The organism is Meridianimarinicoccus roseus, assembly GCF_003172915.1.
Taxonomy (GTDB): domain Bacteria; phylum Pseudomonadota; class Alphaproteobacteria; order Rhodobacterales; family Rhodobacteraceae; genus Meridianimarinicoccus; species Meridianimarinicoccus roseus.
Genome location: NZ_QGKU01000003.1, coordinates 99,775 through 117,792, shown reverse-complemented (window position 1 = coordinate 117,792; position 18,018 = coordinate 99,775). Strand labels below are relative to the sequence as shown.

Here is an 18,018-nt window from a genome sequence, read left to right as displayed (position 1 = left end):
GTGCCACGCACCGGGGCGCGGCGCAACGCGCACGGCAAAAGGGGTACGTGGCAAACGGCGCAACGGCGCAGAAGCAATCGGCCCGCAGCGGCCGCATGAACGGGAGGATGGAATGGCGGACGGAAACACCGGCGGGGCGATCCCGCGGCGCAGCGTGGTGGTGCAGGACTTCACGAACAGCGTGCTCGATCCCGGGGCGCCGATGCTGGGTCCGGTCGAGGACGGCGGCACGATCATCGCCAACACCGCGCCGGGCTGCTGGGGCCCGATGATCACCCCGCGCCTGCGGGGCGGGCACGAGGTCACGCAACCGGTCTTCGTGGCCGGAGCAGAGGTCGGCGACGGCATCGCGATCCGCATCCGCGACATCACCGTGACCTCCATCGCCACCGCGTCCGGGCATGACAGCTCGCCCGAGAGTTTCTGCCTCGGCGATCCCTACGTCGCTGCGCGCTGCCCGGCCTGTGACACCGTCTGGCCGGAAACCCATGTCGAAGGCATCGGGCAGGACGCGGTCAAATGCGACGCCTGCGGCAACGCGGTCACGCCGTTCTCGGTGGTGCACGGCTACACGGTGACGTTCGACGATACCCGCAGCGTCGGGCTGACCCTCCCGCGCGAGGCCGCCGAAACGATCGCCCGGCAAGCCGACCACTACGCGGCGCTGCCAGATGCCAGCCGCCAACATTCGATCCTGACCTACGCACCCAGCGACATGCCCGGTACGCTGGTGCGGATGCGCCCGTTCATGGGCCAGCTCGGCACCTGCCCGTCGATGCCGATGCCCGACAGCCATAATGCCGGCGATTTCGGCGCCTTCCTCGTCGGGGCGCCGCATGACTACGGGATCACCGCCGAACAACTGGCCGAACACAAGACTGATGGGCACATGGACATCGACGCGGTGCGCGCCGGCGCGATCCTTGTCGCGCCGGTCAAGGTGCCGGGCGCCGGGGTCTACATGGGCGACATGCACGCCGGGCAGGGCGATGGCGAGATCGCCGGGCACACGATGGACGTATCCGGGAGCGTGACGCTGCAGGTCGAGGTGGTTAAAGGCTACCCGATCGACGGGCCGGTCCTGTTTCCGCTGGCCGAGGATCTACCGCCGCTCGCCCGGCCCTTCAGCGAGGCCGAGATCGCCAAGGGCGTGCGGCTGGCTGCGAAATGGGGGGTGGGCGAGATCGAACCGTTGGCCCCGGTTTCGGTTATCGGTACCGCCGCCAATTTAAACGACGCGATCGAGAACGGGCTGGCGCGGGCCGCGGCGCTGCTCGGCCTGTCGGTGGCCGAAATACGCAACCGTGCGACGGTCAACGGCGCGATCGAGATCGGGCGCGCGCCCGGAGTTATTCAGGTGACCTTCCTCGCCCCGCTGGCACGGCTCGACGCCGTCGGGCTGGGCGACTACGCGCGCGAACAATACGGGCTCTGAGCCCGCGCCGGGACCGGTGCGGCGACACGGCGCGACGCGCGGGCAGCGAGGTGACGACGTGTAGCCCGCCCGAATACGGAGCGCCGTGACCGCCCGAAAACTCGACGCGTCCAAAGACGCCTTTCGCCTTCGGTGGTGCGCGGCACCGCTGCACGACGTCACACCGATCACCGCCGACTGGCTGCATTGGCCAGCGAAAGAGGCGCTTCATACGCTGTTCGGAGCGCAGGACGGGCAGAACCTGGCCCTTCCACGCGCCCCGGAACCGGCGCTGTCGTCCGGATAGGGTCGGATCGTGCCTGCCATCCGCCAATGCGAAGGCAGGGAACCGGGGGCAAGGCCGGAGCGGGGTGTTTTGCCAGAACACCCTGTCCAGTTACGACCCAGGACCGGCCTGGTACCGGCCCGGACGCGTCAGGCCGTGGCCGGACGGGGGCCGTTCTCCAGCGGATGGCCGTAGCCATGTGCGCTCATGTCAAGGATCGCCCGATCCTGCGCGCGCCAGTCTGCGATTTCCGCCTCGGAGGCGCGGGGCGAGAACAGACCCGTCCAGGCATAGACGATGCCGATGATCGGCGTGATCCAGCAGGCAAAGGCCAGCGGAATGTACATCAGGTTCACCAACTCGCCCTGCGCGATGCCAAGACCAAGCGCCGAGATCACGAAGGCACCGCCGGCGTTCCACGGGATCAGCGGCGACATCAGCGTGCCGCCCTCCTCGATGGCCCGTGACAGGTTCAGCGTGGAATAGCCCATGCCGCGATAGACCGGCGCATACATCCGGCCCGGCAGCGCGATCGACAGGTAGGGATCGCCCGCCACGAGGTTGGTCGCCACCGACGTACCGATGGCAGCAGTCTGCACCCCTGCGAAGCTGTGGACCCGCGCGAGTATTGCCTGGATGATCGTCTCTAGGCAGCCGGTGCGCTCCAGTGCGCCCCCAAACCCCAACGCGATCAGGATGAGCGAGATGGTCCACATCATCGACTGCACCCCGCCCCGGTTCAGCAGGCTGTCGATCTCGCGCACCCCGGTGTCGATGCTGTAGCCGCCATTGGCATAGCCGAAAAGGTCATGCAGCCCGGATCCCTGCGCCAGCATCGCCGTTAGCCCGCCCGCGATCACGCCCGCGAACAGCGAAGGGATCGGCGGCTTCTGCGCCACCGCCAGCCCGATCACCAGAAGCGCGGGCGCCAGCAGCCAGGGCGATATCAGGAAATTCGCCTGCAGGGCGGTGGTGATGCTGTCGATCCTCTCGAACGAGGTGCCGCCCGCCTCGACCATCGAGAATCCCGCCCAAGTATAGATCGCCAGTGCGATGAGCATGGCAGGAACAGTCGTCGGCATCATGTTGCGGATATGCGCGAACAGGTTCTGCCCGGTCACGGCCGGTGACAGGTTGGTCGTGTCCGAAAGGGGCGAGATCTTGTCGCCGAAGAATGCGCCCGACACGACGGCGCCGGCGGTCCAGTAGACCGGCACGTCGAAACCTGCGCCGATGCCCATCAGCGCCAGCCCGATCGTGCCGACCGTGCCCCAGCTGGTGCCAAGCGACACCGAGACGACGGCGCACATGACCATCGCGGCCGCAAGGAAGATCTGCGGCGACAGGATGATCAGACCGTAGTAGATCAGCGTCGGCACCGTGCCGCTGGCGATCCACACGCCGATCAGCATGCCCACGACGATCAGCACCGACACCGATGGCAGCGACACGTTGATGACACGGAACACCCCGTCCTCGAGGCTGGGCCAGGTGTGCCCCAGCGAAAGGCCGACAAGGCCGGTTATGGCAAGGCCGATCGCCAGCGGGATATGCGGGGTGAAATCCCCGAAATAGAACAGCTGCAGGCCCAGCGTGGCCAGCGTCAGCACCACGGGAACAAGCGCAAGACCCAGTGACGGCTTGCGCGGCGGTGTTTCAGGTTCAGTCAAATCGGCTTCCTTTCCTATTGCTTGCAAGGGCGCACGCGGGGCGCGCAGGAGCTGCGCTAGAGATGACACGCAGCGCATGAGAGCACGGGGGCTGGCACGGGGTGGCAGAGGCGGGGCAGGCGCAGGAGCGAATTGACGACGCGTGCACCGACGCATCACGCCGCCCGATGTGCGGCGCGCCGGTCATGGCCCTGCGCGGGCGAGCGGTTCCGAGAACCGCGGCCACCTGCAAGCACTGGCGGTCCTCAGCGCGCGGTGGTCTATATGCCCCCTGAGCGACCGACCCAGCCAAAAGGACCCCGAGGGGCCACATCGCCCCGCCTGCCATGTCCAACTGTTCCAGCATCATCTCCGGCATCATCGGCCCCGTTCTGATCCTCGACGACATCCGGGACGGAGCCCTGCACCTCGCCGCGCTGTTCATCGCTCCCGCCGGGCAGGTGCCCGGCCCGTTGACGGTGGACGGGCAGGCGGCCCCGATGCAGTGCATCGCCCACTATCCCGGCGCCTCGGTCCATGTCGCGCGCTTCACGCGGCCCGCAACCCGACGCTCCGTCTACGCATGGGACGGGCAGGAGTTCCCGCTGGCGGGCGATCTTTCCGGCGACCTGCGGCTCGCCTTCGTGTCCTGCAACGGCGAGGAGACGGGAGATCTGGACCGCGAAGGGTCCGAACGCAACGCGATGTGGGCGCGGCTCGGGGCGGAGCACCGGCGTGCGCCTTTCGCGCTGCTGCTGCATGGCGGCGACCAAGTCTATGCCGACGAAGCGACGCATGGCCACCCGCTGTCGGACGGCTGGCCCGGGCGCTTGCCGACCACGCCCACAGGGACGGAGGTCGCCGGGCTGCGCAAGCATCTCCGGGAAAAGTTTCTGGCGCGCTATGCCGCGCTTTACGCGGCGCCGGAATTTGCGTGGCTGGCCGCTCGGGTGCCCTCGCTGATGCAATGGGACGACCACGACATCTGCGACGGATGGGGCTCACTGGCAGAGGGTGCGACCCGATCGGCGGTGGGGCAGACGCTCTTTTCCATCGCGCGCGAGGCCTTCCTCGTGTTTCAGCATGGGGCGCAGGACGGAGCGCTGCCGCCGCGCTTCCATGATCGCGCGGGTGGCAGCCTCGGCTGGTCGGTACAGGCGCCGGGGCTGCGGCTGCTGGCACCGGACCTGCGATCGGAACGCACGCGCCGTCAGGTGATGGGGTCGGCTGGCTGGGCGATGATGGACACCGAAGCGCGGCGCGCGGCGCCAGGCCGAACGCTGCTGATGTCCAGCGTGCCGCTGCTGGGGCCTCGACTGTCGCTGCTGGAAAGCCTGATGCTGGTTATACCCAAGATGCAGCACTATGAGGACGACCTTCGTGACCAGTGGCAAAGCCGCGCGCATCGGGCGTCGTGGCAGCGGATGCTACGGCTGGTCTGCAACATCGCGCAGACCGAAGGGCAGGACATCACCGCGCTGTCGGGCGAGATCCACCTCGCCACACGAGCCACGATGGACGTCGCGCCGGGTCACGTGCTGCACCAGCTGGTCGCGTCGGGCATCGCGCACCGTGCCCCGCCGAAGGCCTGGGCGCGCATCCTCGGTAGCATCGCGCTGCTGGGCGAGGCGCCGCTGAAAGGCCACCCGATCCGCATCCACCGCATTCCTGGCCAACCCGGCCGCTACGCCGCCGAGCGCAACTACCTGACGCTGGCGCGCAGCGACGGGGCGTGGTCGGCGGTCTGGGTGCTGGAACATTCCGGGCCGTCCGACCCGCTGGCGATCTGATCGGCGCCCGCAACGTCCTGCGGCTGCCTGTTTTTCGGGCAGCCGGGCCGCGAAAGTCGCGCATCATCGGCATCCGCACCGCAATGGCGCTTTACTCTGTCGGCGGCGGCTGCTGATGCTCCGGCCATGCCGAATGCACTTTCCGTCATCGTCGTCGAAGCCGACCGCAGCCGTGCCATGCAGATCGTGGACAGCCTGCGCGCCGCGGGCGACTACGAGATCCACGTCATCGCCGACCCCACCGGCCTTGCGCGGCAGATCCAGGCCCGCCAGCCCGACGTGGTGCTGATCGACATCGAGAACCCTTCCCGCGACATGCTCGAGGAACTCGCGCTTGCGTCGGGACCGATGGACCGCCCCGTGGCGATGTTCGTGGACCGGTCCGACGACGGCATGACCGCCGCCGCGATCGAGGCCGGAGTGTCCGCCTACGTTGTGGACGGGATGCAGTCCGCCCGGCTCAAGCCGATCCTCGATGCCGCTATCGCCCGCTTCCGAATGTTCCAGCGAATGCGGACCGAACTTGCCGAAACCAAGCGCGCGCTGGAGGAACGCAAGCTCATCGACCGCGCCAAGGGCATCATTATCAAGGCCCGCGGCGTGGACGAGGACGAGGCCTACGCGATCCTGCGCAAGGCCGCGATGGACCAGGGCAAGCGGCTGGCCGATGTCGCCGCCGCGTTGGTCACCGCCGCGGGGCTGTTGTCATGAAGGCCACCGAACTCAGCGTCGGCTACATCCCCCTGGTGGACGCCGCGCCGCTGATCGTGGCACAGGAGATGGGTTTCGCCGAGGAGGAAGGCATCGCGCTCGACCTGCGCCGCGCGCCGTCTTGGTCCAGCTTGCGCGACATGTTGCGCTTCGGGCAGGTGGACGCCGCCCACATGCTCGCTCCGGTGCCGGTCGCCGCCGCGATGGGGCTGGGCGGAGCGGGCGCGCCACTCGCCGCAGTGTCGGTGCTGTCGGTCAACGGCAACGTGATCGGTGTCAGCCGCGCACTGGAAACCCGACTGCGAGACGCCGGACACGACTTCGCCTTCAACGATCCCTACGCCGCCGGTCGCGCGCTGCTGGCCGCAGCAGGCGCGCCACTGCGTATCGGCGTGCCGTTCCCGTTCTCGATGCACGCTGAACTTGTACACTACTGGCTGGAAGCGCTGGCTCCCGATGCCGCTCCCCGTGTCGAAATCCGCACCGTGCCGCCGGCGCTGATGGCCCGTGCCATCGCCGCCGGCGAAATCGACGCCTTCTGCGTGGGCGAGCCGTGGGGATCGATGACGGTCGATGACGGGGTCGGCGCTCTGCTGCTGCCTTGCTGCGCGATCTGGGCCTTCGCGCCGGAAAAGGTGCTCGCCGTGCGCGAGGACTGGGCCGAAACCGAAACCTCGCTGACCGGGCGGCTGATCCGCGCGGTCTGGCGCGCGGGCCGCTGGCTCGATGATCCGTCCTCGCGCCTTCTGGCGGGTGAATTGCTGGCCCGGCCCGGCTTTCTCGATCTCGCGCCCGAGGTGATCGAACGCGCGCTGTCGGGGCGGCTTGTGATTTCGGCGGCGGGCGAGGAACGGCAGGTGCCCGGTTTCGTGGAATTCCACCGCGGTGCGGCAAGCTTCCCGTGGCGGAGCCAAGCCGAATGGATAGGCCGCCGCCTTGCCGCCCGCACCGGGCGCGACCCGGACGCCGCCGCCCGCGCCGCGCGCTCGGTCTACCGCAGCGACCTGCACCGCGCCGCGCTGCACGGCACCTCGGCCGACCTGCCCGGCGCGTCGGTCAAGATCGAAGGGGCGGTGCAGGCCGACACTGCCGTCGCTTCGGCTGCGGGCAAGCTGATTCTCCGCCGCGACGCGTTCTTCGATGGCCGCATTTTTGAGCCCGCGCCGGACTGACGCGCAAGAATTGTGCAGCCGCAGCACGTGCCACGCCGCACCTGCGACAAATCCGGCGCGCACCGCGCGTTTCAATGGACGCCCCGCGCCCACCGCGTGATGAAGGGGAAGATCCGGCAACGACGCCGCTTCACCTAATTCCTCCCGAATGACCGGGATTGCATGAGCAAAGCCGCTCGACACTCCGCCCCTTCCGGCGGTGCTGTCGGCGGCTTTTTTCGTTCCCGGTGCGCCGGGTCAAGGAAAGGACCACACCATGACGACCCTGAAAACCCTTCTTCTCGGCCTTGCAGCCACGACCGCGCTGGTGTCCCCGGCGCTGGCGCAGTCACTCGAACTGGAAAAGGACGAACTGACGTTCGGCTTCATCAAGCTGACAGACATGGCGCCGCTCGCCGTGGCCTACGAGAACGGCTATTTCCTCGATGAAGGCCTGTTCGTGACGCTCGAAGCGCAGGCCAACTGGAAAGTGCTGCTGGACGGCGTGATCGGCGGTCAACTCGACGGCGCGCACATGCTGGCGGGCCAGCCGCTCGCCGCGACCATCGGCTACGGGACCGAGGCGCATATCATCACGCCCTTCTCGATGGATCTGAACGGCAACGGCATCACGGTCAGCAACGAGGTCTGGGCCGAGATGAAGCCAAACATCCCCGCCATGGATGACGGCCGCCCGCAGCACCCGATCAGCGCCAGCGCGCTCGCTCCTGTGGTCGAGAAGTATCGCGCCGAAGGCAAGCCGTTCAACATGGGCATGGTGTTCCCGGTGTCGACCCACAATTACGAATTGCGCTACTGGCTCGCCGCCGGCGGGCTGCACCCCGGCTATTACTCCCCCGAGAACGTGACCGGCCAGATCGCCGCCGACGTGTTCCTGTCGGTGACGCCGCCGCCACAGATGCCCTCCACCCTCGAGGCGGGCACGATCTACGGCTATTGCGTGGGTGAGCCGTGGAACCAGCAGGCGGTGTTCAAGGGCATCGGCGTGCCGGTCATAACCGATTACGAGCTGTGGAAGAACAATCCTGAGAAAGTGTTCGGAATCACCGCCGAGTTTGCCGAGGAGAACCCGAACACGACCCTCGCCGTGGTCAAGGCGCTGATCCGCGCCGCAATCTGGCTTGACGAGAACGACAACGCCAACCGCATGGAGGCGGTGGAGATGCTGGCCCAGTCCCAGTATGTCGGCGCCGACGCCGAGGTGATCGCAAATTCCATGACCGGCACGTTCGAATACGAGAAGGGCGATGTGCGCGAGGTACCCGACTTCAACGTGTTCTTCCGCTACAATGCGACCTACCCGTTCTACTCCGACGCGGTCTGGTACCTGACCCAGATGCGCCGTTGGGGCCAGATCGCCGAAGCCAAGCCCGACAGCTGGTATGACGAGGTCGCGAAGTCGGTCTACAAGCCCGAGATCTACCTGGCTGCCGCGCAGCTTCTGGTCGATGAGGGGCTGGCCGACGCCGCCGACTTCCCTTGGGATAGCGACGGCTACAAGGCGCCGACCCCCGCCTCCGACATCATCGACGGCATCGCCTATGACGGCCGCACACCGAACGCCTATCTCGACAGCCTTCCGATTGGCCTGAAGGGCGACCAGCGCGTTACCGGCGCGGGCGTCGAAGGCTGATCCCGGCCTGCCTGCCGCGCCTCACGGGAGCGCGGCGGGCGGGCATTGCACAGGTCGCGCGCCCAACCAGCGCCCCGCGTGGACTCCCAAGAGACGCTTACAAGACTCCAGCACAGTCCCAAACCCGTTCTTCGCCCCTCAGCTGACGCCAGCCCCGCCAAGGAGCCTCGCCATGACCGCCACAGATCCCGGTTTCATCGCCGCAGACCCCGCCCACGCCGCGCGCCGCGAGCGCCTGTTCACCCGCATCAACGCCGCCGACAAATGGTTCCAGGTCATCGGCCTGTCGTGGCTGACACCCATGCTCAAGGCAGCGGCAGGCGACAATCCCCGCGCGCAATTGTCCGAAATATGGCGGCTTCTGTTCGTGCCTCTGTTGGCGATCGCGGCCTTCCTGCTGCTCTGGGGCACCCTCGCGCCGCAGGTTCAGACGTCGCTCGGTGCCATTCCCGGCCCGGCGCAGGTCTGGACCGAGGCGGTGAATTTGCACGAAGACGCACAGGCCACCGGCGAAAAGCGCGCCAAGTTCGAGGCGATGGTCGAGAAGCGTAACCAGCGCCTGATCGAACAGGGACGCGATGACGATGTCAAAACAGTCGCTTATACAGGTGCGCCCAGTTACTATCAGCAGATCTGGACCTCCATCAACACGGTGTTCTTCGGTTTTCTGATCGCCACGATCATCGCCGTTCCGCTGGGCATCGCGGCGGGCCTGTCGGCAACCGCCAACGCCGCGCTGAACCCGCTGATCCAGATATTCAAGCCGGTCTCACCGCTCGCATGGCTGCCCATCGTCACCATGGTCGTTTCGGCCGTTTACACCACCAATGACGGGCTGTTTTCCAAGTCGTTCCTAGTTTCAGCAATTACTGTAACCCTTTGTTCACTTTGGCCTACGCTGATCAATACGGCTCTTGGTGTCGCATCCATCGACCGTGACCTGGTGAACGTGTCGAAGGTGCTGAAGATGAACACCTGGACAAAGATCACCAAGCTGGTGCTGCCTTCCGCGTTGCCGCTGATCTTCACCGGGCTGCGCCTGTCGCTGGGGGTTGGCTGGATGGTGCTGATCGCCGCCGAGATGCTGGCCCAGAACCCGGGCCTTGGAAAGTTCGTCTGGGACGAGTTCCAGAACGGCTCGTCCAGCAGCCTCGCCAAGATCATGGTCGCCGTGTTCACCATTGGAATCATTGGGTTTCTGCTCGATCGTGTGATGTATGCGCTGCAGTCGCTCTTCACCTTCACGAACAATCGGTGACCGCCATGAGTGTCCTGCACCTCGACAACGTTTCCAAAAGCTTCGGAGAAGGCACGCAGCGCAGCGACGTTCTGCGGAACATAGACCTAGACGTAAAGGAGGGTGAGTTTCTTGTTTTGCTTGGCTTTTCCGGTACCGGCAAGACGACGCTGATCAATCTTCTGGCGGGGCTGGAAATGCCCAGTTCCGGCAACGTGACCTTTCGCGGCAAGCCGGTCACAGGCCCCGGCCCGGAACGCGGCGTGATCTTCCAAAGCTATTCGCTGATGCCTTGGCTGACGGTCAGCGGCAATGTCGCCCTTGCCGTTGATACGATCTTCCCGTCCATGCCGAAGGCCGACCGCGCCGCCAAGGTCGCGCACTACGTCCGGATGGTGGGCCTTGGCCACGCCGCCACACGCCGTCCGGCGGAACTGTCCGGCGGGATGCGGCAAAGAGTGAATGTTGCCCGTGCCTTGGCGATGGATCCTGAAGTACTTTTGCTGGATGAACCGCTGTCAGCTCTAGATGCGCTGACGCGCGCCAACCTTGCGGACGAGATCGAGGCGATCTGGGAGCAGGAGAAGAAAACCTGTGTGCTGATCACGAACGACGTGGACGAAGCGATAGTGCTGGCCGACCGGATCATCGCGCTGAACCCGGATGGAACATTGGGCCGCGAGTTCCGGGTGGACATCCCGCGCCCCCGCGACCGGACCGAGATGAACCATCATGACGGCTTCAAGGACCTACGGGCGGCGGTGACCACCTACCTGATGGATGCCGGGGTCGAGGCGAAGGCCGAGGGCAACCGGACCCTGCCGAAGGTCACGCCGATCCACGGGGTGCCCGCGGCGGTGCAAGACACCACCCAGGGCATGATCGAGGATCGTTTCTTGGACTTCTCGCAACTCCACAAGATCTACCCGACACCCAAAGGTCCTCTCACGGTGGTGGAGGATTTCGACCTCAAGGTGAACCGGGGCGAATTCATCAGCTTGATCGGCCATTCCGGATGCGGCAAGTCCACCGTGCTGACGATGGCCGCAGGGCTCAATGCCATCTCGAAGGGCGCAATCAAGCTGGATGGGCGCCACGTGGAAGGCGCCGATCCAGAACGCGCCGTGGTGTTCCAGTCGCCGTCGCTGTTTCCCTGGCTCAGTGCCAAGCAAAACGTCGCGATCGGCGTGGAGAAGGTCTATCCCCGTGCGTCGCAGGCCGAACGGCAAGACGTGGTGGAATACTATCTCGAACGGGTGGGGCTGGCCGACAGCATGGACAAGGCCGCGGCCGATCTGTCCAACGGCATGAAGCAGCGCGTCGGCATCGCGCGGGCCTTTGCGCTCAGCCCCAAGTTGCTGCTTCTGGACGAACCGTTCGGGATGCTCGACAGCCTGACGCGCTGGGAATTGCAGGAAGTCCTGATGGAGGTCTGGTCGCGCACCAAGGTCACCGCGATCTGCGTGACCCATGACGTCGACGAGGCGATCCTGCTGGCTGACCGCGTGGTCATGATGACCAATGGTCCGCATGCCACTATCGGCAAGATCACCGACGTGAACCTGCCGCGCCCGCGCACCCGCAAGGCGCTTCTGGAGCATCCCGATTACTATAACTACCGGCAGGAAGTATTAGATTTCCTTGAGGAATATGAACACGGCGCAAAACCGAAGCCGTCAGCCGCCTCGCCGACAAAAGCCCTCGCAGCGGAGTGACCCGAATGACTCAGAAACTCGTCATCATCGGCGCGGGCATGGCGTCGGGCCGCGTTATCGAACATCTGGCGGCACTGGACCCGGCTGCCTACGACATTACGCTTTTCAACGCCGAGCCGCGCGGAAACTACAACCGCATCATGCTCTCTCCCGTGCTGTCCGGTGAGAAAACCTATGACGACATCGTCACCCATGACGATGCGTTCTACGCGGAGCACGCCATAACCTGCCGCTTTGGCGAGACGGTGACGCGGATCGACCGGACCCGGAAGATCGTGCATGGCGCCAAGGGCGACGTGCCTTATGACAAACTGCTGATCGCAACCGGCTCGGCGCCCTTCATCATCCCAGTGGATGGGCGCGACCTTGAGGGCGTGATCACCTATCGCGATCTCGATGACACGAACGCGATGATCGCTGCGGCGCGGCCGGGGCGCAAGGCGGTCGTGATCGGCGGCGGCCTGCTGGGCCTCGAAGCCGCAGCCGGACTGGCCGAGCGCGGCATGGACGTGACCGTCGTGCACCTTATGGGTCACCTGATGGAGCGGCAACTGGACGAGGCGGCAGGGTATCTGCTGCGCCGCGACCTTGAAAAGCGCGGAATCACGGTGCTAACAGGCGCCTCCACCACCGCAATCCTTGGCGCCAACCGGGTCGAAGGCGTCTTGCTGGCCGACGACACCGCGCTCGAGGCGGATCTGGTGGTCATGGCGGTGGGCATTCGGCCCGAAACGCGGCTGGCCAACGATGCCGGGCTTGAGGTCGTGCGCGGCATCGCGGTCAACGCCCAGATGCAAAGCCTTTCGGACCCCGACGTCTTCGCCGTGGGCGAATGCGTGGAATTCGACGGGCATCTCTTCGGGCTGGTCGCGCCGCTCTACGATCAGGCGAAGGTTGTTGCGCATGGCCTTCTGGACAGGCCCGACGCCTTTACCGTCCGCGACACCGCGACCAAGCTGAAGGTCACCGGATGTGATCTTTTCAGCGCCGGGGATTTCGCTGACGGACCGGGCCGGGAGGATATCGTTTTCCGCGACCCAGCACGCGGCGTCTATAAGCGCTTGGTGATCGAAGGCGACCGGCTGGTTGGCGCGGTGATGTATGGCGACACGGCGGACGGCAACTGGTTCTTCGGTCTGATCCGCGACGGCACCGAGATCGACGAGATGCGAGAGACACTGATCTTCGGTCCGGCGTTCCAAGGGGGCGCCTCCGCGGACCCTCTGTCAGCCGTTGCAGCCTTGCCGCCTGAGGCGGAAATCTGTGGCTGCAACGGCGTTTGCAAGAGCACCATCGTGCAGGCGATCGATGGCGGCGCTGCTGATCTGGGCGCTGTGCGCGCTGCGACCAAGGCCAGCGCGTCCTGCGGCACCTGCACCGGGCTTGTAGAACAGCTGCTTCAGGTCACGCTGGGTGACGACTATGCCGCGCCCGCCGCGCAACCTGTGTGCGGCTGCACAGGGCTGACCCACGAAGACGTGCGCCGCCTGATCAAGGCGCAGGAGCTGAAAAGCCAGCCCGCCGTCTGGCAGGAACTTGGCTGGTCCACGCCAAACGGCTGCCACGTTTGCCGCCCGGCGATCAACTTCTACCTGCTGGCCGACTGGCCGGTGGAATACCGGGATGATCCGCAAAGCCGTTTCGTGAACGAACGCAAGCACGCCAACATCCAGAAGGACGGCACGTTCTCGGTCGTGCCGCGCATGTGGGGTGGGATCACCAACGCGGCCGAGTTGCGCGCGATCGCCGACGCGGCCGAGAAATACGATGTGCCTACGGTGAAGGTGACAGGAGGGCAGCGGATCGACCTGCTGGGCGTCAAGGGTGAGGATCTGCCGCACATATGGGCCGATCTGAACCGGGCGGGGCTGGTCTCGGGCCATGCATATTCCAAAGGTCTGCGGACTGTTAAGACCTGCGTCGGAACCGACCATTGCCGTTTCGGCACGCAGGACAGCACCGGACTAGGGATCAAACTGGAGCAGATCCTGTGGGGGTCGTGGACGCCGCACAAGGTCAAGCTGGCGGTGTCGGGCTGCCCGCGCAATTGCGCAGAGGCGACCTGCAAGGACGTGGGCATCGTCTGTGTGGACAGCGGCTATCAGGTCGGTGTCGCGGGCGCGGCGGGCATGGACTTAAAGGAAACCGAGCGGTTGGCGGATGTGGCGACCGAGGCAGAGGCGATCGAGATGACCGTCGCCTTTATTCAACTCTACCGCGAGAATGCCAAGTATCTGGATCGGCCCTACAAATGGGTGGCCAAGGTCGGGCTGGACTGGGTCAAAAACCATGTCGTCGCGGATGCGGACAATCGCCGCGCGCTCGTGGCCAGGTTCGAAGTTTCACAAACCGTCTATCGCAAAGACCCTTGGGCCGAACACGCCGCCGATGCTCCGCGGTTCGCCCCGCTGGCCGATCTCACACTGGAGGCCGCGGAATGAGCTGGCTCGACATCGGACATATCGACGACATTCCGCTGCGCGGCGCCCGGCTCGTGCGCACACGGCTGGGCTGCGTCGGCCTGTTCCGCACCGCCGAGGCGGAGGTTTTCGCCACGTCCAACGCCTGCCCGCACAAAGGCGGCCCCCTGTCCGAAGGGATCGTGCATGGCCGCAAGGTGACTTGCCCGCTTCACAACTGGGTATTCTCGCTGGAAACCGGCGAGGCAATGGGCGCGGACGAGGGGAGGATCGCGACCTACCCGGTGAGGCTTGATGTGGCGGGGCGCATCCTGATCGATGCGGACGCGCTCGGGAAACGGAGCGCGGCCTGATGGACGGCGCGGGCCTGCCCGAAACCCGGTCCACCTGCCCCTATTGCGGCGTTGGCTGCGGGGTTCTGCTGCGCCCGGACGGGCGGGGTGGGCTCGCGGTGCGGGGCGACCCGGACCACCCGGCGAATTTCGGGCGGTTGTGTTCCAAGGGCTCGGCGCTTGGCGAAACCGTCGGGCTGGAGGGTCGGCTGCTCGCCCCGCGCGTGGACGGGTTGGAGACGGACTGGGACAGCGCGCTGCAACAGGTGGCGGACCGGTTCAGCGCGGTGATAGCCGAACACGGGCCGGACGCTGCCGCCTTCTACGTTTCGGGCCAACTATTGACCGAAGATTACTACGTCGCAAACAAGCTGATGAAGGGCTTCATCGGGTCGGCCAATATAGACACAAATTCCCGGCTTTGCATGGCCTCTACCGTGGCGGGCCATCGCCGCGCCTTCGGCACCGACACCGTGCCCGGCACCTATGAGGATCTGGACGATGCCGACCTCGTCGTTCTCGTCGGGTCCAACATGGCGTGGTGTCACCCGGTTCTCTACCAGCGGGTGCTGGCGGCACGCAAGGCGCGCGGCACCCGGATCGTCGTGGTGGACCCGCGTCGCACCGCCAGTTGCGAAGCCGCCGACCTGCATCTGCCGCTGATGCCGGGCAGCGATGTGGCGCTGTTCAACCGGCTTTTGACGGCGATCCAGGACGCCGGCGCGATCGATGCGGATTTCCTGCGCCACGTGGATGGGTTCGATGCCGCAATGGCCGCCGCGCGCGACGAAAGCGGTGCGGCGACCGGGCTGCTTGAGGCGGACATCACCCACTTTTGCGCGCTGTGGATCGGGACCGCGAAAGTCGTCACTGTCTTCAGCCAGGGCGTGAACCAGTCTTCCTCCGGGTCGGACAAGGTGAACGCGATCCTGAACTGCCACCTTGCCGCGGGCCGCATTGGCACGCCGGGCTGCGGGCCATTCTCGGTAACCGGGCAGCCCAATGCCATGGGCGGGCGAGAGGTTGGCGGCCTTGCCAACATGCTGGCCTGCCATCTCGACATCGAACGCGCCGATCACCGCGCGGCTGTGCAGGCGTTCTGGGCCGCGCCCGCCATGCCGCAGGCCCCGGGACTGAAGGCGGTGGAAATGTTCCGCGCCGTCGCGGCGGGCAGGATCAAGGCACTGTGGATCATTCACACCAATCCGGCGGTCAGCATGCCCGACGCGGACGCGGTGCGCGGCGCCATCGCGCGCTGCGATTTCACCGTCGTCAGCGACATTACCGCCGCGACCGACACCGCGCGGCTGGCGGACGTGCTGCTGCCGGCCACCGCCTGGGCCGAGAAGGACGGCACTGTCACGAATTCTGACCGCACGATTTCGCGCCAGCGCGCAGTGCTGCCTGCCCCGGGGCAGGCGCGCCCCGACTGGCAGATCCTCGCGCAGGTCGGGCAGCGCATGGGCTGGTCCGACGCCTTCGACTACGAGTCCCCGGCAGAGATCTTTCGCGAACACGCCGCACTGTCGGGCATCGCCGCGAAGCTGGGTCGGGACTTCGACATCTCCGCACTGCGCGATCTGGGCGATGTTGCATATGACGCGCTGCCGCCGACCCGCTGGCCGGTGTCCGACAACGCCGCGGCGGCGAAGGGCGGGCGGTTCTTTGCGCAGGGCGGTTTCTTCCACGACGGCGGCAAGGCGCGGATGCTGCCGCTGCACCACCGCCCGCCCGCCGCGCGCACCGGTCCGCGCTATCCGTTCCGGTTGAATACGGGGCGCGTGCGCGACCAGTGGCACACGATGACCCGCACAGGGCTTTCACCGCGCCTGTCTGCGCACCTGGCCGAGCCCTTTCTGGACCTGCACCCGGCGGACGCGGCCGATCTTGGGATCGGGCGCGCCGACCTCGTGCGCGTGACGTCGCGGGACGGGCAGGCGATCCTGCGCGCCCGGATTACCGACAGCGTTGCGCGCGGGCAGGTCTTCGCGCCGATGCACTGGACCGGCGAGACCGCGCCAAGCGCGCGGATCGACGCGCTGGTCGCCGCCGTCACCGACCCAGTGTCGGGCCAGCCCGAGAGCAAGGCCGCCGTGGTCGCTCTGTCGCGGTTTCCGGCCGCATGGTACGGGTTCGCCGTGAGCGACGGGGCGCTGTACCCGCAATCCGACTACTGGGCGCTGGCCCGCACCGCTCGGGGGTGCCGCGCGGAACTGGCCGGGCTCGACCCGGTCGATGACTGGGAAGGCACCGCCCGCGCGCTGTTCCGCCTGCCCGATGCCGAAGTGCAGATGGTCCGGGACGAGGCTCGCGGGATCGCCCGCCTTGCCTTCCGTAACGACGGACGATTGCGCGCGGCGTTGTTCGTGGCGGCAAGCCCGGTCGCTGTGATGCGCGACTACCTTGCCGGGCTTCCGGGAAGCGCAGCACAGAACGCGCTGAGCGGACTGCGTCCAGGCGACCAGCCCGACCCCGGACCGGTGCTGTGCGCCTGTTTCTCGGTCGGGGTGAATACCATCCTCGGTGCGATCGCTTCGGATGGACTTTCCAGTGTGGACTCGGTGGGCGCGGCGCTGCGGGCGGGCACCAATTGCGGCTCGTGCCGGTCCGAGATCGCGGCGCTGCTGGCAATGGCCCGCGCGCCTGAAGCTGCGCAATGACCTCGTTGGCGGATCACGTGCGCACGCTGGGCCGCGGGCCCGGACGCGCGCGGTCGATGGACCGGCACGAGGCGGCGGACGCGATGCGCCTGATGCTGGCACCCGGCGCTGCGCCCGAGGCGGTGGGCGCGCTGCTGATGCTGCTGCGCATGAAGGGCGAAACCGCGCCCGAGATCGCCGGGCTGGCCGAGGCCGCGCGCAGCGCGTTGCCCACGCTGCCGCAGGCCGATCTCGACTGGCCGTGCTATGCTGCGGGGCGGACCCGGGGGCTGCCGCTTTTCCTGCTTTCGGCGCGGCTTGTCGCGATGGCCGGGCACCGCGTGCTGCTGCATGGCTGGAACGGGCCGGATGGCGCGGTGCGCGCCGGACTGCACGCCGCCTGCATCGGCATCGCCCCAAACGCTGCCGCTGCGCGGGCGCGGATGGCGGAGGGGCGACCAGTCTATCTGCCGCTTGAAACGCTTTGCCCGCCACTCTTCGCGCTGCTCGGCTTGCGCAGCGTTCTGGGGCTGCGGTCCTGCATCAACACCGTGTGCCGGATGCTGAACCCCGCGGGCGCGGCTGCAAGCGTACAGGGTGTTTTTCACCCGTCCTACCGGCTGCTTCAGGCGGATGCGGCCGCACTCCTGGGCTGGCAGGCGCTGAGCGTGATCAAGGGCGGCGGCGGCGAGTTCGAACGCCATCCAGGCAAGCCCGCGCCGGTCTTCGGGCTGCGCGGCGGCGGGGCGTGGGAAACTGTTCTGCCGCCGCTGCTGGACATGCCGCCCCGGCGCCTGTCGAACGGCGCACCCGGCGCCGGCAGTGCTGCGCCCGCGCCGGAAATGCTGCGCGCGCTATGGCAGGGCTGCCTGCGCGACCCTTTCGCCGAGGCGGTGATCGTGGGCACCGCGGCGCTTGCGCTCGATACGCTCGGCGTAGCCGACCCGCGGGCCGCTGCGCGCGATCTTTGGGACGATCGCCCCCGTTGTCGTGCCGCCTGACGCACGCCAGACAGCCAAT

At 66.9% G+C, this 18,018-nt stretch carries 13 protein-coding genes; 12 read left to right on the top strand and 1 reads right to left on the bottom strand.

Features of this window, described 5'->3' with window-relative positions:
* Positions 1–112: 112 nt before the first annotated feature.
* Positions 113–1,435 (top strand): acetamidase/formamidase family protein, encoded by a 1,323-nt coding sequence (locus tag DKT77_RS00770; RefSeq protein ID WP_109809834.1) that lies wholly within the window; start codon positions 113–115, stop codon positions 1,433–1,435.
* An 85-nt stretch (positions 1,436–1,520) separates the two neighbouring features.
* Positions 1,521–1,721 (top strand): hypothetical protein, encoded by a 201-nt coding sequence (locus DKT77_RS00765; protein ID WP_109809833.1) that lies wholly within the window; start codon positions 1,521–1,523, stop codon positions 1,719–1,721.
* 128 nt (positions 1,722–1,849) lie between these two features.
* On the opposite strand, the gene nhaC is transcribed toward DKT77_RS00765, so the two are convergent.
* Positions 1,850–3,370 (bottom strand): Na+/H+ antiporter NhaC, encoded by a 1,521-nt coding sequence (gene nhaC, locus DKT77_RS00760; protein ID WP_238547590.1) that lies wholly within the window; start codon positions 3,368–3,370, stop codon positions 1,850–1,852.
* Positions 3,371–3,696: 326 nt separating this feature from the next.
* On the opposite strand from nhaC, the gene DKT77_RS00755 reads away from it, so the two are divergent.
* The 10 genes from DKT77_RS00755 (at position 3,697) to DKT77_RS00710 (ending at position 17,999) form a co-directional block, all read left to right on the top strand.
* Complete coding sequence (locus tag DKT77_RS00755) at positions 3,697–5,139, top strand: alkaline phosphatase D family protein (protein ID WP_109809831.1); 1,443 nt, start codon at positions 3,697–3,699, stop codon at positions 5,137–5,139.
* A gap of 126 nt (positions 5,140–5,265) precedes the next feature.
* Positions 5,266–5,850 carry an ANTAR domain-containing response regulator gene (locus DKT77_RS00750; protein WP_109809830.1) on the top strand — a complete coding sequence of 195 codons (585 nt, stop codon included), beginning with the start codon at positions 5,266–5,268 and terminating at the stop codon, positions 5,848–5,850.
* Positions 5,847–7,022, top strand: coding sequence for a CmpA/NrtA family ABC transporter substrate-binding protein (locus DKT77_RS00745; protein WP_109809829.1), 1,176 nt, complete (start codon positions 5,847–5,849; stop codon positions 7,020–7,022). The genes DKT77_RS00750 and DKT77_RS00745 overlap by 4 nt, the downstream gene beginning before the upstream one ends.
* A gap of 265 nt (positions 7,023–7,287) precedes the next feature.
* Positions 7,288–8,655, top strand: coding sequence for a CmpA/NrtA family ABC transporter substrate-binding protein (locus DKT77_RS00740; RefSeq protein WP_109809932.1), 1,368 nt, complete (start codon positions 7,288–7,290; stop codon positions 8,653–8,655).
* Positions 8,656–8,827: 172 nt separating this feature from the next.
* Positions 8,828–9,913, top strand: a complete 1,086-nt coding sequence (locus DKT77_RS00735; protein ID WP_109809828.1) for an ABC transporter permease — start codon at positions 8,828–8,830, stop codon at positions 9,911–9,913.
* Between the two features lie 5 nt (positions 9,914–9,918).
* Positions 9,919–11,607 carry an ABC transporter ATP-binding protein gene (locus DKT77_RS00730; RefSeq protein WP_109809931.1) on the top strand — a complete coding sequence of 563 codons (1,689 nt, stop codon included), beginning with the start codon at positions 9,919–9,921 and terminating at the stop codon, positions 11,605–11,607.
* Positions 11,608–11,612: 5 nt separating this feature from the next.
* A complete protein-coding gene (gene nirB, locus DKT77_RS00725; RefSeq protein WP_109809827.1) occupies positions 11,613–14,048 on the top strand; it encodes a nitrite reductase large subunit NirB in 2,436 nt (811 codons plus the stop codon).
* Positions 14,045–14,380: a nitrite reductase small subunit NirD gene (gene nirD / locus DKT77_RS00720; RefSeq protein WP_109809826.1), complete on the top strand. Its 336-nt coding sequence runs from the start codon at positions 14,045–14,047 to the stop codon at positions 14,378–14,380. Before nirB ends, nirD begins: the two co-directional genes overlap by 4 nt.
* Positions 14,380–17,019, top strand: a complete 2,640-nt coding sequence (locus DKT77_RS00715; protein WP_109809825.1) for a nitrate reductase — start codon at positions 14,380–14,382, stop codon at positions 17,017–17,019. The genes nirD and DKT77_RS00715 overlap by 1 nt, the downstream gene beginning before the upstream one ends.
* Positions 17,016–17,999: a glycosyl transferase family protein gene (locus tag DKT77_RS00710; protein WP_109809824.1), complete on the top strand. Its 984-nt coding sequence runs from the start codon at positions 17,016–17,018 to the stop codon at positions 17,997–17,999. The genes DKT77_RS00715 and DKT77_RS00710 overlap by 4 nt, the downstream gene beginning before the upstream one ends.
* The last annotated feature ends 19 nt before the right edge of the window (positions 18,000–18,018 follow it).

What these genes read in the sequence shown, in the direction of transcription:
- DKT77_RS00770 (WP_109809834.1), top strand. Translation starts at nt 113, where the DNA reads ATGGCGGACGGAAACACCGGCGGGGCGATCCCGCGGCGCAGCGTGGTG.
- DKT77_RS00755 (WP_109809831.1), top strand. Translation starts at nt 3,697, where the DNA reads ATGTCCAACTGTTCCAGCATCATCTCCGGCATCATCGGCCCCGTTCTG.
- DKT77_RS00750 (WP_109809830.1), top strand. Translation starts at nt 5,266, where the DNA reads ATGCCGAATGCACTTTCCGTCATCGTCGTCGAAGCCGACCGCAGCCGT.
- DKT77_RS00745 (WP_109809829.1), top strand. Translation starts at nt 5,847, where the DNA reads ATGAAGGCCACCGAACTCAGCGTCGGCTACATCCCCCTGGTGGACGCC.
- DKT77_RS00735 (WP_109809828.1), top strand. Translation starts at nt 8,828, where the DNA reads ATGACCGCCACAGATCCCGGTTTCATCGCCGCAGACCCCGCCCACGCC.
- DKT77_RS00730 (WP_109809931.1), top strand. Translation starts at nt 9,919, where the DNA reads ATGAGTGTCCTGCACCTCGACAACGTTTCCAAAAGCTTCGGAGAAGGC.
- nirB (WP_109809827.1), top strand. Translation starts at nt 11,613, where the DNA reads ATGACTCAGAAACTCGTCATCATCGGCGCGGGCATGGCGTCGGGCCGC.
- nirD (WP_109809826.1), top strand. Translation starts at nt 14,045, where the DNA reads ATGAGCTGGCTCGACATCGGACATATCGACGACATTCCGCTGCGCGGC.
- DKT77_RS00715 (WP_109809825.1), top strand. Translation starts at nt 14,380, where the DNA reads ATGGACGGCGCGGGCCTGCCCGAAACCCGGTCCACCTGCCCCTATTGC.
- DKT77_RS00710 (WP_109809824.1), top strand. Translation starts at nt 17,016, where the DNA reads ATGACCTCGTTGGCGGATCACGTGCGCACGCTGGGCCGCGGGCCCGGA.